The sequence below is a fragment of the Chryseobacterium sp. GVT01B genome, assembly GCF_019970045.1.
In the GTDB taxonomy this organism is placed as follows: Bacteria; Bacteroidota; Bacteroidia; order Flavobacteriales; family Weeksellaceae; genus Chryseobacterium.
The window spans coordinates 1-16205 of sequence record NZ_JAHXYI010000009.1; the positions used below are offsets into that span (position 1 = coordinate 1).

Annotated in this window: 10 protein-coding genes; 1 reads left to right on the forward strand and 9 read right to left on the reverse strand. The window is 36.6% G+C overall.

Annotation, left to right across the window (positions count from 1 at the left end; all coding sequences use genetic code 11):
- The first annotated feature begins 6 nt into the window (after positions 1-6).
- The gene (locus LC457_RS23530; RefSeq protein ID WP_223599152.1) at positions 7-99 is read left to right on the forward strand and encodes an IS3 family transposase; all 93 of its coding nucleotides are present in this window, start codon (positions 7-9) and stop codon (positions 97-99) included.
- Positions 100-143: 44 nt separating this feature from the next.
- On the opposite strand, the gene LC457_RS20250 is transcribed toward LC457_RS23530, so the two are convergent.
- The 9 genes from LC457_RS20250 to LC457_RS20290 form a co-directional block, all read right to left on the reverse strand.
- The gene (locus LC457_RS20250; RefSeq protein ID WP_223601464.1) at positions 144-2573 is read right to left on the reverse strand and encodes a fibronectin type III domain-containing protein; all 2430 of its coding nucleotides are present in this window, start codon (positions 2571-2573) and stop codon (positions 144-146) included.
- A 10-nt stretch (positions 2574-2583) separates the two neighbouring features.
- The gene (locus LC457_RS20255; RefSeq protein WP_223601465.1) at positions 2584-2880 is read right to left on the reverse strand and encodes a hypothetical protein; all 297 of its coding nucleotides are present in this window, start codon (positions 2878-2880) and stop codon (positions 2584-2586) included.
- A 243-nt stretch (positions 2881-3123) separates the two neighbouring features.
- Positions 3124-7554, reverse strand: coding sequence for a GEVED domain-containing protein (locus LC457_RS20260; RefSeq protein ID WP_223601466.1), 4431 nt, complete (start codon positions 7552-7554; stop codon positions 3124-3126).
- A 167-nt stretch (positions 7555-7721) separates the two neighbouring features.
- Positions 7722-10745, reverse strand: a complete 3024-nt coding sequence (locus LC457_RS20265) for a reprolysin-like metallopeptidase (RefSeq protein WP_223601467.1) — start codon at positions 10743-10745, stop codon at positions 7722-7724.
- A 180-nt stretch (positions 10746-10925) separates the two neighbouring features.
- Positions 10926-11591 carry a DUF6048 family protein gene (locus LC457_RS20270; RefSeq protein ID WP_223601468.1) on the reverse strand — a complete coding sequence of 222 codons (666 nt, stop codon included), beginning with the start codon at positions 11589-11591 and terminating at the stop codon, positions 10926-10928.
- Entirely contained in the window at positions 11557-12033 is a 477-nt protein-coding gene (locus LC457_RS20275) for a DUF6452 family protein (RefSeq protein ID WP_223601469.1), read from the reverse strand. The genes LC457_RS20270 and LC457_RS20275 overlap by 35 nt, the downstream gene beginning before the upstream one ends.
- 30 nt (positions 12034-12063) lie before the next feature.
- Complete coding sequence (rlmD, locus tag LC457_RS20280) at positions 12064-13476, reverse strand: 23S rRNA (uracil(1939)-C(5))-methyltransferase RlmD (protein WP_047425122.1); 1413 nt, start codon at positions 13474-13476, stop codon at positions 12064-12066.
- Between the two features lie 107 nt (positions 13477-13583).
- Positions 13584-15116 carry a TlpA disulfide reductase family protein gene (locus LC457_RS20285; protein ID WP_223601470.1) on the reverse strand — a complete coding sequence of 511 codons (1533 nt, stop codon included), beginning with the start codon at positions 15114-15116 and terminating at the stop codon, positions 13584-13586.
- Between the two features lie 309 nt (positions 15117-15425).
- On the reverse strand, positions 15426-16193 hold the full coding sequence (locus tag LC457_RS20290) for a succinate dehydrogenase/fumarate reductase iron-sulfur subunit (RefSeq protein WP_062675785.1): 768 nt from the start codon (positions 16191-16193) through the stop codon (positions 15426-15428).
- Positions 16194-16205 lie beyond the last annotated feature (12 nt).

Consider the following 16205-nt stretch of genomic DNA (forward strand, 5'->3'; position numbering starts at 1 on the left):
CAATATATTGACTATTATAATAATGATAGGATAAGAATTAATTTAAAAGGAAAGAGTCCGATAGAATATCGAACTCTTTATTATCAAAAGATTATTTAATTTTGTCTAAACTTTTGGGTGCACTCTAAAATGAGGGCTTTTTGTTATTCCTTTATAAATTTCTTTTGTATGGTATTTCCACCATCTTCAATAGAGATAACATAAACACTGTTGATTAATTTACTCATATCAATCTTATTATTTAATATTATTCCACCAGATATAAATTGACCGGAAGCGTTGTACAACTTATAATTAGCTTTTTTACTAATGTTCTTTACATATAACAGAGTTCTTACTGGATTGGGATAAATAAAAACCTCATTCTGGTCAAGTAAATTAAGCACTTGCTTTTTCTGAATGACTACTTTATAGTCTTCCACTTCTCCATTTTTAAAATCTGTACAGTTTACCGGGATACCATCTCTTGACATGGCGACTCTCATTACAACATATTTATAGTCTGCCATACTTACAAAAGCATCTGCAGGTACATTGAATTTCCCTGAAACAGAGCTGTCTGAATTGGGCGAAGAGGCTAATATTCTTTCGTTGATATCAAATTCTCCATTTCTGTTGAAGTCAATCCAAACGGCTATTCCTTCGTTATAAGTGTTTCCTGTCCATTTCTTCTCAATAATGATCTCATTGTCTGTTGAACCCTGAATCAATTCGATGAAAGTTTTCTGGACTCCTGTATAATCTGTATACGTTGATGCCCCCGATTCATTTTCCATTGTTTTCGTACCGCTAGGTTTCACTGTGACTTTGGAAATATGCTCACCTGTAGAATTTTCTCCTTTCATCTTGCAGTAGATTACTGTAGGTGTTGTGAAATAGTACAGAGGAGTATAATTTCCCGGGATCCCATTACAGATATTCACTACCTGCATTTCATATTTTGTTAATTCTGTAAGACCTGTCAATACCAGATTATTAACCAATGATGGTACTTCTGTCCAGCTCGGAATACCTACTTTTCTATATCTAAGAACATAATTTGCCCCAGGGAATGGATCCCACTGGATTGCCGCTGATGTCGGTAACAATTGAGTAATTGTCAAACCCGAAGGTGGAGTTTCGCATATTCTTTCTGTTGTGAATACTTTAGGATTCGAATATGGATTTGTGACTGTATTTCCAATACATTGACTGGCAATTTGTACTTCATATGTTTTATTAGCGCCTAAACCTGTCAAGGTAAAAGTATTGGTTGGCGGTACAGGTAAAGTTACCGGATTCCATGCTGTTGTTCCTACTTCTCTCCATCTCATTATATAGGTAGAACTTGTTGAAACAGGTGACCATTCAATCAGTGCAGACGTTGACGTAATATTACTGACTATTACATTTGGAGGAGAAGGATCACATCTTGTCAAAAACTCAGTATGTGAATAAGTTCCCGTTGTTCCATTACATACTACTGCAATCTCAACTTCATATAATGTGGCAGATAATAAATTGGTTAAATTGAAAATATTCATTGTAGCCGGAGGTAACGCCATAGGTACGTTTGCTACAGTCCAACCAGTAGAACCTACAGGTCTGTATCTTATCTGAAAAGCATCTGCATCATTACTTTGCGGCCAGCTGACGGAAGCAGAATTATAAGTAATGTTACTCAATGTGACTACAGGAGATGTCATATTGCAAGATGGAGTGGTAAAACTTTCCCCGGAAACCCATGGACTTTTATCTGCTGGACTACATACTGAGCGAACCCACCAATAATAAGTGGTATTTTGTGATAATTGGGATAAATTCACAGAAACAAGACTGCTTGTACCTGTGGGATTAGTTCCTGAATTAGGCTGAACATTAGTTGTGTTATAGTAATACTCGTATCCATTCGCTGGAGCTAAAGAAGGAGCAGTCCAGTTTAATACAGCAGTACTTGGAGTAACAGATGACACTGGTATCGGAGTAGGAATAAAACAATTTCCCAATGATATATTGTCTACAGCAGCCGGAGGCTGGTTACCCCCGTTATTATTATTTACCCACTCAAATACCAACCGCATATTTGTACCTGCAAAACTGCTTAAATTCAGATTTGAATTGATGTATGTCTTCCACGTTGCCTGTATGTTGAAATCACTTCCTACTTTAATTCTTCCGGCACCAGGTGCAATATTTGTTCCCGCTGCAGGAGTGAAGGATGTAGGAACAAGCCATACTCTGAGATAATCCTGAGAACCTTCTCCTGATGCTCTCCAATCAAATGATAAAATAGTTGTATTGGTTCCCGCAGGAATAGCAATATCTACATAAGCATGAACGATACTGGCCCCAGCAACATTATAAGTGTTTGCACCTCCGTTTGTATTTGAAATATAAATAGCATTTGGAGGATTTCCTGCTGCACTACCATAAAACCATTTATTTGCCTGGGTAGCATTGACAAAGGTAAAACCGCCATTACCCGCACTAAAGTCCTGTTTGTATGGAAAAGTTGCTGTGGTACAAGAGCCCAATATAAGAACAGCAATCATAATACATAGAAAATTCAGTAAAAAAGAATGTTTTTTTCTCATTTTTTCAGTTTTAATATTCTTTAATAACTTCTAGTGTATGATTCTCCTTATCTATCCGGCCGGGTTCAAAAGAAATCTTATTGTAGACAGGTTTATTTAATTTATTGTCACAGTAATCTAATTCCCTAACTGTACATATTAATTGTTTTTTATCGAGTGCTTTTGCACTTCTCAACTGGGATTTTACTAATGAATTATCAAATGAATCATCTATTATTATTTTTCCGTCATATACTGAAAAGGTCCATTGTATATAAACAATTACGAACAAGAAAATAAAAAATAATGAAATAAAAATTTTCTTCATAGTTGGTTGTTTTTTTTATATTAATATCACAAATTTAATTAATTTATTATCAATAAAAAACACAAATAATCAATTGAATAAAAATATCGCAATAAAAGATTAAAATAATTAAAAATATAAACAGTTTAACAATGTTTAAATGAAAAAAATCAAAATACAGTGATTAATCAATAAATATTAAGAGTAATAAAAAAAAATAAGCCTCCATTTCTGGAGGCTTATTCTATTTGAAATTTAATTTATTTATTCTTTGATAAATTTCTTCTGAACAGTTTTACCGTTATCATCAATATCAATTACATAAACTCCATTAATCAATCTGCTTACGTTGATTTGGTTGTTAAGTAAGATACCATCTCCGATTACCTGTCCGGCAGCATTGTAGATTTTATATTTGGCTCTCTTGCTGATATTTTTCACAAACAGTATTGAACTTACAGGGTTAGGATAAATCATGATACCTGTCTGATCAATTGGATTAGCAACGATTGGCTTAGAGATTCTTACTGTGTAATCCTCTACTTCTCCATTCTTGAAGCTTGTACAGTTTACAGGAATACCATCTCTTTCCATTGCTACTCTCATCACAACATATTTGTAATCTGTCATACTTACAAACGCATCTGCCGGTACATTGAATTTACCAGAGATAGGGCTGTCCGTATTTGGTGGAGAGCTTAATACTCTTTCATTGATATCAAATTCACCATTTCTGTTGAAGTCGATCCAAACTGCGATTCCTTCGTTATAAGTATTTCCAGTCCACTTCTTCTCAATGATGATCTCATTGTCAGTTGATCCCTGGATCATTTCGATGAACGTTTTAGGAACTCCTGTATAATCTGTATACGTTGATGCCCCTGATTCATTCTCCATTGTTTTCTTACCGGTAGGCTTCACAGTAACTTTAGAAATATGCTCACCAGTAGAACTTCCTGAATGCATCTGACAGTAAATTACTGTAGGAGTTGTGAAGTAATATGGAGGAGTATAATTTCCTGGTGTACCATTACAGATATTTACAACCTGCATTTCATATTTAGTTAATTCTGTAAGACCTGTTAATACAAGGTTGTTAACTAATGATGGTACTTCTGTCCAGCTTGGAATACCTACTTTTCTATATCTAAGAACATATGTTGCTCCTGGGAAAGGATCCCACTGGATTGCAGCCGATGTAGGAAGCAATTGAGTGATTGTTAATCCCGGAGGTGGAATTTCACAGATTCTTTCTGTTGTAAATACTTTAGGGTTAGAATATGGATTCAGAGTTGTTTCTCCGTTACACATATTAGCAATCTGCACTTCATAAGTAGTGAACGGCTCTAATGGAGTTACACTACCTAACACATAAGTATTTGCAGGAGCTGCTGGTAAACTGATAAGAGTCCATGCAGTAGTACCTACTTTTCTCCATCTCATTGTATAGGTAGAACTTGCTGCAAGCGGAGCCCATGTAATCAATGCTGTTGTTGGAGTAATGTTCCCTACCGTCACATTCGGAGGAGTAGGATCACATCTTGTCGTGAATGTCTTGATTGGAGTAGCTGTACCCACAATATCTCCACAAATTGCTGCAACTTCAACCTCGTAAGTAGTAGCAGGAGTTAATCCACTAATTACTAATGGAAGGTTTCCTAATTGTGTAGAAGCATATACTGATGTCCATGCTGTTGTTCCCTGAACTCTGTATCTTACTACATAACTTACTCCTCCCCCTGTAATTGTAACAGTAGCTGTTGTATGAGTAGTTGTAAATGTAGGTGAGTTTGGAGTTGCATTGCTACAAGGTCTGATTCTTACTCTGTAGTCTTCCACTTCTCCATCTACAGCATTCTGACACATTACAGGAGCACTTGTACGTTTTAGCACAACTCTCATAGTAGTTGTCAACGGACCTGTATAAGATGTTGAAGGAACGGCAAACGTAGCAGTAACAGGAGTAGTTGTGTTAGCCGGAGAAATTAAAATTCTCTCAGCATCTGTAAACTGTCCGTTTCTGTCAAAGTCGATCCATGCTGTTACAGCATCATTTCCTGTTGCTCCGGTCCAACCTTTAGCTACAGAGATTTTATTATTTTGAGAATTAACATCTAAAGTAATAAGAGTCTCAGGTGTTGTATAGCTGATATAATTAGTTTGTACTGAAGTATTGTTCATTGGAGGAACTCCAAGGTTCGAAGAGGTAATCGTTACATTCGAAATATGGTCATTCGTTCCGGTACCTGTCATCTGGCAGTAAGACAACGGTGGAGTTGTAAACGTTACTGATGATGAATAAGCACCTGTAGAACCTCCACATGTTGTAGAAACCTGAACTTCATAATTTGTCTGTTCGGTAAGACCAGTAATTCCATAGAAGTTTTGACCCGCCGGCACAGTAGCCGTTTGCCATACACCTCCAGGAGTAGTTCTCCATCTAATATTATAAGTAGCTCCTACAGTTGCAACCCAAGATACTGTTGCAGTAGTTGCACCAATATTATTTACTGTAATATTCGTTGGAGCAGCCGTTGAACATGGTTGAGAATCTACAAATTTCACTGCGTAATCTTCTACTTCTCCCTGAGTAAATGTTCCACAAGGGTTAGCGTTGTCAAAATATCTCATTACGACACGCATACGAGTAGGAAGAGTTCCTGTATATACATTTCCACTCGCCACTGTAGGTACAGCAAAAGTTGCCGTTACCGGAGTAGTTGTGTTATATGTTGTATTAAGAATTCTCTCACTTGTTTCAAATGTTCCGTTTCTGTTAAAGTCAACCCAAGCTGAAACTCCATAAGATGTAGGAGAACCCGGCCAGTATTTGTTAACAGAAATTTTATTATTTGCAGAACCTCTTTCAAATATAACAACTCTTGTAGGGTCTGGTGTATAATCTTTATAGTTATCCGATCCTGAATTACTCAACATAATAGGAGTATTCGTAGGAGTAACGGTAACATTATTAATATATCCACTAGTAGCAGTATTACTTGTAGGACCTGCCGTACAATAAGTAAGAGCTGGAGTTGTAAAGGTTACAGTCGGAGAGAATGCTCCTGTAGTACCTCCACAAACAGTAGCTACCTGAACGTCATATGCTGTCTGTTCTAATAACCCTGTAAGCAATTGGTTACTTACCAAAGGTGTATTTACAGCAATCTGCTGCCATGCACCAGAAGGAGAAACTCTGTATCTTACGATATAAGTAGCCCCTGTAGTGGATGTCCAAGTAACATTAGCTGAAGAAGGGGTTACATTGTTTACCTGAATATCAGCAGGTGGAGCTGTAGTACACGCTGATAAATCAATAAGTTTAACAGCATAATCCTCAGTCTCACCATAAGAATATGTTCCACAAGCATTAATAGGACTATATTCATTCATTACAACACGCATTCTGGTAGTAAGGTTTCCTGTATAGGCACCACCTCCAGCATTTGGTATATTGAATGTAGCCGTAACCGGCGTTGTTGTATTACTTGGAGAAGTCAATACTCTTTCAGTCGCTTCAAAAACACCATTACGGTTAAAGTCAATCCAAACTCCTGTTAAGAAGCTGTATTGATAACCCGGCCATGTTTTTGATACAGAAACACTAGCAGTACCACCTCTTACCAAAGTAACTAATCTTGTAGGGTCTGTACTGTAATCTGTATAACCACTTTGATTAGAGTTACTTGTCATTGAAGGAGCTCCTTGTGCATTAACAGAAACCTGGCTTATATACCCATCAATAAAAGTACTTGTAGCAGCTGAATTACAATAGCTGAGTGCCGGAGTTGTAAAGTTTACGCTGGAAGAAAATGCTCCCTGAGTACCCCCACATATAGTAGCTACCTGAACTTCATACTGGGTTTGTTCTGTTAATCCGGTAATGAGCTGATTTCCTACCATAGGTGTTGTTACGTTAATTGTCACCCAAGGTCCTCCTGCTAAAGGTCTGTATCGTACAACGTACGTAGCTCCTGCGGAAAGGTACCAGCCTACATTAGCTGTAGCTGTTGTAAGGTTTGAAACTGTAATATTGGTAGGCGGAGCTGTTGAACAAGCTGGCAACGGATGGCTTTCCAACTGTATTCTAGGAATATCTGCAAGCCTGTCTTTTGCAGCAGGAGGTGCTGCAGGATCTGGGTTTGCAGAGTCTTCATAATAGATCATCCCTCTGTTTGCTCCTGCATTATAAGATCCCCAAGCTGTACCTGGCGAAGACGAATAACCTGGAGTTTTTTCATTTACAGCAATCACAAGATTGTCTGTTCCGTTCCACAAAAACGGAGTAGCCAATTGAAGAGTTACCCAGTTCCCATTTGTTAGGTTAGGTAAAGTTCCGGCGAAAACCTGGGTCAAAGAATTTAATGGAACCCAACTTGTAGTGGTGGCAAAGTTATTCTGGGTTGTGTTTCCCATATATACCACCCAGTCCTTATATACATCCTGAGATGTTGAAACTGTGGTGGAATAAAACTTTACAGCCGTGATATAGTTCGACGTACCTATGGCAGTCGTAAGTTCCGCAGCTGTATAAATCTGCTGGGAATAACTATACCCATAATAGGAACGTATGGGGAGATACACTGAGGTACCCGTTCCTGTCCCGATCTGTCCTGCCTGAGCTGAGACTTTGGATACAAAGCCTGTACATATCAAACAGAGAAACAGAATTAAAGAGGTAAAGAATTTCTTCATAATGTTTTCATTATAATATTAATCATACAAATCTAATCATTTTTTGTTATTAATTTACAGGTACATTTAGGTTTTTTTTGTAAAAACACAACAATATCTCCACTTATGCTTTAAATAAAGAAATCCCCGGGAAAGCCCGGGGATTTACTAATATATAAAGGTTATCTTTATTTTTTGATGAATTTAGATTTGAATTGCTCAATTCCTTTATCATCTATTGTAATTACATAACCACCTTTAACTAAAGTTGAAACATTTACTTTTCCATTATTGATATTTCCTCTATCTACTAACTGTCCAGCAGCACTATAAATTTTATAAGTAGCTTTATCTGAAACTTTAGTAACATTTAGAATATCACTTACCGGGTTTGGATAAATCTGAATACCATTGTTTTTAACAGAAGTTTCAGAAGTAGCAAGGTTACCAGTAATGACTACGTTATAGTCTTCAACTTCACCGTAATCAAAATTATTTCCACATAGATAATCTGCCGGTAATGATAAACCTGCATTTGTACTACCTACAAAAAATAATACAACTCTCATTCTTAATGGCTGCCCTTCCACTGCATTACTTGGAATTGTAACATTCCCTGTTATTACAGTTGGCGACGGAGTAACCGCTACAGGATAATTCAATACTCTTTCTGTTTCGCTGAAAACACCATCCTTATTGAAATCAATAAATGCTGCTACTGTATCATAGTCAGCAACATCCGGGTTACTAGCAGTGACAGAAATAGGGTAAACATTCCCTTTTGTTAAATTAATCTGAAGCGCAGTGTTTGTTGTGTAGTTTGTATATGTACTGCTTGCTGAAGTATTATTAATATTTGCAATTGTTACATTGGAAATATACTCATAGTTAGCATCACTTGTAGAAGCTGTACAATAAGCAAGTTGTGGCGTAGTGAAGTTTACAGAAGCTGAATATGTCCCTACAGTAGTACCACAAACTAATGCAACCTGAATTTCATATGTCGTACCATCAATTAAATTAGCTAAGTTGATTGAAGGAACTGTTGTATCAGCTTCAGTCCAAACTGTTGTACCTACCTTTCTATAACGTACCTTATAAGTTGCCCCAGTATAAGACATCCAAGATGCACTAGCTGAAGATACTGTAATATTGCTCACTGCTACATTCGTTGGAGCAGCACTGCTACATGCAGAAAGAGGTGCAATACTAACAGGTCCTACCGCATAGAAAATATTACCTATTGAAGAAATTCTTACTTTAATAGTCTGTCCGTTCAATGAAGAAGGGAAAGTGAAGTTTTCAGTTCCGTCATTAGGTGTTGATGCTGATAGCACAGTCCAGGTTGCTCCGTTATCTGTAGTATAGTCAATTTTTACAGTAGTAACATTATAAGGAGCAGCATTAGTATTTGCAACAATCCATTGAACTGGAGTTGGAGTATTCACATCAGCATATTGATTAGCTACTCTGAAAGGTCCGTTATCTCCTACAACAACTGTCTGAACTTTAAAAGCAGACTGCTGTTCAGCTACGTTAGAGTTATTATCTCTAACAGTTAATGCAAAGTTTGTTGTTCTTGCTACAGTTGATACCGCTTCCCAAGTATTGTTTGCATTATTTAATACTCCATTCATTACAGATGCAAATTTCGGGAAGTATCTTACTGGATTCGTACTTGGAACAGCAGATCTGAACGAAGCTCCCGACATTGTATTTCCTAAGTTAAACTTGTTAATAGAAACTGATGCATCATCAACTTCTTCCCAAGAATAAGTCATTGGATCATTTTCAGGATCTGTAGCACCACCTGTTAAAACAAATGCAGTCCCTTTAGGTATAGTATATGTTGGCAGATCCGTAATTACCGGAGGATTGTTGGTAATTGTAGTTTCTACATCACAAGTTTTTGCAATTAAATTAGCCTGAACCTGACCTATACTTGCTTTATGGAAATAAGGATCTGAATTAGCCTGAACATCCGTATTAGGACCAGTAATACCTGCATATCCCATAATGGTAGTTCCTGAACCTGGTTCCATATTTACACCACTTCCTTCAAGATTATGAGAGAAAGTATGGTTAGCCCCTAACTGGTGCCCCATCTCATGGGCAACATAGTCGATATCAAAGCTATCACCAGATGGAATTCCATTTGCAGGAGAAGTAAATCCTGAACCTTTTCCTTTAGGAACGGTAGTTGTAGGATTGATACATACACATCCGATACATCCGGCATTTCCTCCACCTCCTGATTTACCGAACAAGTGTCCGATATCATAGTTGAGATTTCCTACATTAGCTGTTAAAGCGGTTTGCAGCTGTGTGTTCCAAGCTCCTCCCGCTCCTGTAGCAGCAGCAGAATATGGATCTGTAGCCGGGTCAATATAAATTACAGCCGGAAAGTTTTGCAAATTCAAATGCAATGCAAAATCTTTCTCAAAAACTCCGTTTACTCTGGTTAAAGTATTATTGATTGCAACAAGTGCCGGAGCTCTTTTCTGATCATCTGTAGCTGTAGCAGGTACACCAGCAAGCCCCATAAAGTATTGAGTATACTCACCTGTAACAGACATTGCCAATCTCATTGTTCTGTATTTCTTATCAGAACTCTTGTTGAAAGTTGTTGCCTGATTTGAAAATGACTGCCCATTTTTCAATAAGGCATCTATTTCTTTTTTAGCAACAGGAGATTCTTCTGTAGAACATAAGAATCCGTTTTTATCCTTTTTAGTTTTAGGATGAACAGCATAAACTGTTTTATCTGTAGAAGCCGGGTCAATAAATTCATAATTATCTCCATGGATGATCATCGACTGAAAATCATTAGGAGCAATACTGAATCTTAAATACTTGGTCGGGTCTTCTACACTTGTTCCAACATAAGATCCTAATTCATACTTGTCTGCCAGTTCTTTTACGACTACTGGAAAACTGTATACATTAAATCTTTCAATCTTCCCGCTCATAGTGGGAAGAGAAATCACTACAGGAGTGGCATTTGTACCCATTTCCTGTGCATTCTTCAGCTGAGATCTCAGTAAGTTCAGGTCTAATTTATAGTACCCGTTACCTCTTACATTAGATTGATCTACTCTAAATCCTGTACTTCTTTTGTTATCGTCTCCTTTTTTAAAGGAAGTTGGTGTCCATTGACCGAACACAGCTCCTCCTATAAAAGTAAACATTAAAGCAGTAAATACTCTTTTCATAAATTAAAACACAATTATAATTTCCGCCAAATATAACTATTTTATAAATCTTATGGATAAAATAAGTTAATATTTTTCAACATAACACATCTATCACCCATATCTATTAAAAAAAATACAAACTTTAGACTCATCTAAAGTTTGTATTTTATATATTTTAAATACTAAGAAATTACACTTCTAAAACTTATAAGCAATATTCCATGCAAATCCCATATTGAATTTTGAAGAACTTCTTCCGAAGCCCGGAACAATCATCGGAGAAATATCATCCTGCTTGGAAGTATATACCATATATCTTGGCTGAAGATTCACATCAATATAGAAATTGGAATCAAATAATTGCACCCTGCCTCCTAGCGTTCCTTCCAGCCAAAAAGATGACTGCGATGATGAAGGAAAGGCTTCAGAAGAATTACTTCCCCCAAATCCACGAACAGGAATTGCCATATATTCCTGATTATAAAATGATCCGGCAGCTTTTCCTCCTGCATAAAATCCGTTGAATTCATTCTCTGCATCTTTTGCAAGCATATAGAATGCTCCCAACTTCACAAAAGGACCGCTTGCCTTTGCATCATACCCATTCTTTTGGTACACATTCTTTTCAAAACCTGCTTCCGCAATAGCATGGAGATTTCCTTTTATCTTTGACGAAATAAATCCCTGATACAGTTTTCTGTCTGAAAAGAATCCGGCTCCGGTATTCAGTACATCAAGGCCAACCATAAAATTGGGTTCATATTTTTCGTGAACCTTCTTTTCTGCTTCCTTTTTTTTGTCTTGTGCCCAGTTTATTATTCCCAATAAACTAAAAAGAAAGGTAAAGATTAGTCTTGTCTTCATTCTCTATTTGATTTTGTCCGGCTTCCAGTTTCAGAACAGGATTCGGAGTTACTAATTCTGAACTTAAATTCTCGTAAGATTTTTTGATTCCGCATCCGGGAGAAACATACGTTGACTTCGTCGTATAATTAATCCTTACTTTAGATTCCACTCCCTTCTTGGTAAGTTTAAAATAAACGTCTGTATACGGTGAGTTGTCTACCCGTAGAGGAATTAACCTGGAATCAATTTTTGCAAGTCCTCCCAGATCTACCTTTCCTGCACCATAATCTACTGCAACATAGAGTGAATCCAGAGTAGTTTCTTTTCCAGAATCCAGTGATCTGAAAGCCACCTTCATTCTTGGAGTTCCTTCTCCACTTTCACAAATATCATCATCTCCCCCACAGGAAAAAAGAATTCCTAAAAAACAGATCGCTATCAGAAACTTAAAGTATTTCATATTAAGATTTGAAATTCAAATTTAAATAAATTATTTTTTAATCAACAACGCGATGTTCTCAACATGGTGTGTTTGCGGGAACATATCTACCGGTAAGATCTTCACCAAAGTATAATGTTCTTTCATCAAAGCAAGGTCTCTTGCCTGTGTTGCTGAGTTACAGCTTACATAAACTACTTTTTCCGGTGAAAGTTTTAAGATTTGTTCTACAACCTTCTGATGCATTCCGTCTCTTGGTGGGTCTGTAATTAATACGTCTGCTTTTGGATGATTTTCTAAAAACTCATCATTAAAGACGTTTTTCATATCTCCACAATAGAAAGTTGTGTTGGTCAAACCATTCAATTCAGCATGTTCGATTGCTGCATCGATTGCTTCCTGAACAGATTCGATTCCGATAACCTGTTTTGCATTTCTTGCCACGTATTGTGCAATCGTTCCAGTTCCTGTATAAAGGTCATACACTACTTCATCCCCTTTCAGATCTGCAAATTCTAATGTTTTTCTGTATAACTCTAACGCTTGTTTGTAGTTGGTCTGGAAGAATGATTTCGGACCTATCTTAAACTTTAGTCCATCCATTTCTTCCATCAGGTAACCTTCTCCGAAATATACGTTGATATTTAAATCATAGATAGAATCATTCTGCTTAGGATTAATAGCATATACCAATGTTTTAATCTGCGGGAATTTTTCTAATAAGAATTCAAAAAGTTTCTCTCTGTTTTCTTTTTCTTCTCTGTAAAGCTGAAAAAGAACCATCCATTCTCCTCTGGAATTTTGTCTCATCATTAAGGTTCTTAAAAAACCTTCCTGGTTTCTTACATCAAAGAAATCCAACCCGTTATTTACTCCATACTCTTTTACAGCCAGTCTTATTGCATTGGAAGGATCTTCCTGAAGGAAACACTCTTTCAAATCAAGAATTTTGCTCCACATTCCAGGAATATGAAATCCTAGAGCATCTTTACTTCCAAAGTTCTCTTCTGAACTGATTTCATATTGAGTAAGCCATCTCGCATTTGAGAAAGAAAACTCCATTTTATTTCTATAAAAATACTGTTCTTCAGCTCCCAGAATTGGCATCGTTTCAAAGTCATCAATTCCGCCGATTCTTTTAATATTATTATATACTTCTTCCTGTTTAAAATCAAGCTGTTTTTCGTAGCTCATGTTCTGCCATTTGCATCCTCCACAAGTCCCGAAATGAATACATTTAGGATCAACTCTGTAAGGTGATTTTTCAAGTACTTCAACCGCTTCCCCTTCATAATATTTTGACTTCGCCTTTTTCACTCTTACATTGACAATATCACCGGGAATTGCGCCTGTTACCATCACAGCTTTTCCTTCTTCTGTCTTTCCTATTGCAACGCCTTTTGCTCCGGCAGTCAATAGCTTTATATTTTCAAGAATCAGATCTCTTTTTTTCTTCCTACTCATTCTAAAATTTTCTATTTTCCTAATTGAAACTTTACGTTTCAGTTTGCAAAAATACAATAAAAAAAACCTTATCCGAAGATAAGGTTTCTATACTGTGTTAAAGTTTATTATTTTGTTGGAGCCGGCTGTGGATTTGCTGGCTGTTGAGCTGCAGAAGGATCAAGCTGTAATTGTGGCTGCATCTGCATATTTGGTTCTGCCTTTGGAGCTGAAAGACCAGTCTGCTTATCCAGAATAGTTACCAATTCCTGCTCACCAAGGTTTACAAATGATCTGCTGGCAATTTTACCATCTTTATCAATGATCACAAAGCAAGGTAATTTGAATCCGTATACTCCATATTTCTTGGCAATATCAGAGTTCAGACCTCCTTCTCCATACACATTTACTCCCTGTACTCCTTTTAAAAGAGAATTACTGGTTTTAATAAACTGATCTTTTGTATCGTCTACGTTTACGAATACAAAATTCATTTTAGATTTATAGAAGTTTACTACTTCTTTTAATACAGGTACTGTAGCTTCGCTGATATAAGGATTCCATGAAGCATAGAAGAATAATATATAAGGTTTTCCTTTGTTTTCAGAAAGTTTATAAGCTTTTCCGTCTTGTTTTGCTAAAGCGGCATCCGGAGCAGCATCTCCTATTTTAAGTCCTGTAATAGCTACCTGCATTTTTAACAGGTCACTTTTAATGGTAGCATCTTTAATATCTGAATCAATGATCTTTTTGATTTTGTCAATATTTGCTGCAGGAGTTGTAGGATGAATATCAGCCTGAGCCATTACAAATGCCAAAAGATAGTCTTTTGCAGTCTGAGATAACTCTTTCTTTGTTTTTAAATATTGAGCAAACATCTCAGAAGTTGTAATTCCTGTTTTTCCTTTGCTGTTTGCTTCTGCATACTTCTGGAAATCTGGAGTCATTTTTACAAGAAGATATTGTCTGTAAAGAGGGATTGTTTTCACCATCGCGTCTTTATCTGTTTCCAACTGAGTCTCGTAATCTTTTAATGCTTTAGAAGCTTTGTAAGATGGATTTCCAGACATTGGCCCGTGAGACATTTCATAGTTGGCAAGCAAATTAAGAATAGTAACTTTCACATCATTTTTCTTCCACTCCAAAAGTGCTTTGCTAGGACTGTTTTTCTTAGCAAGATCATCTACATTTTTATTGATATCTGCTTCAATTTTATGCATCCCTTTCAAGAATGCAGCTTCATCTCCGCCCATCAAAGCACCTATATTAACTTTAGTACCGTACTCAGCTAAGAATTTTTGACTTGCTGTAAGAAAATCATTATTCTTCTTGGCATCTCCTGTAACCACAAATTCATTTGGGAAAGTAGCTCCGTTTCCTGAAATATTCACTTTTTGTCCTCCTTCAAGATAGATCAGGCTTTGTCTGCCCGCATAGTTGATCACGTACATACCGTCTTTAGGAGCATCAAAACTTCCTGAAAAGTTTCCGTCTTTATCTAAACCAATATTAATCAAAGGCAGGGTTCCTACTCCTGAAGCTTCTACAAATTCAATTCTTTCTAATGGAGAACTTCCAGTAATTTTTCCTTTTACTTCTACTTTTTTTGAACAAGACATCACAAAAGCTGTGATGATAAACAATAAAAGATATTTTTTCATTTCAATTTTTAATATTACACAAAAATACGCTTTTTAGGGCTTGTTAATTCACACTAATTATTTTTTTTGAAAATTTTATTCCTGCTGTTCAAAAGGGACATTTCTAGTTATTTTATCCATCTCTTTTGGAATAGCAAACTGTATTTGAAAGTTAAAAAAAAACGATTCAAATACCCTCCAAATATATACTTATTAAATAAAGAATAACTAAAATCCATCAATAAGTTAACAAACTTTAACAGGATAATGGCATTAATAAAAAAATCGCCTTCAAAAATGAAGGCGATTTTTTATGTATTTGAATCAATTCTATCCTTGATCTACAAGAGCAGCCATGTATTCTCTGTTCATTCTTGCGATGTTTTCAAGAGAAATACCTTTAGGACATTCTACTTCACATGCTCCGGTGTTTGAACAGTTCCCGAATCCTTCTTCGTCCATAGCTTTCACCATGTTCAGAACTCTTCTCTTAGCTTCTACTCTACCTTGAGGAAGTAATGCATACTGAGAAACCTTAGCTCCTACAAATAGCATAGCAGATCCGTTCTTACAAGTAGCTACACAAGCTCCACATCCGATACAGGCAGCTGCATCCATTGCTTTGTCTGCATCTTCTTTAGGAACCGGAATTGCGTTAGCATCTAATGTATTTCCAGAAGTATTCACAGAAATGAAACCTCCTGCTGCCATTACTCTGTCAAATGCGCTTCTGTCTACCATCAAGTCTTTGATAACAGGGAAAGCGGCACTTCTCCAAGGTTCAATAACGATAGTCTCTCCATCTTTGAACATTCTCATGTGAAGCTGGCAGGTAGTGATACCTGTATCCGGCCCGTGAGCTCTACCATTGATGTAAAGTGAACACATACCGCAGATTCCTTCACGACAGTCGTGGTCAAAAGCAATAGGTTCTTTTCCTTCGTTAATTAAATTTTCGTTCAGGATATCCAGCATCTCCAAAAATGAAGAGTCTGTAGATACATCTGATATTTTGTAGGTCTCAAACTGACCTTTAGTTTTACTATTTTTTTGTCTCCAAATTTTCAGCGTAAGATGTAAGCCTTTTTTTGCACTCATAATGTTATATTT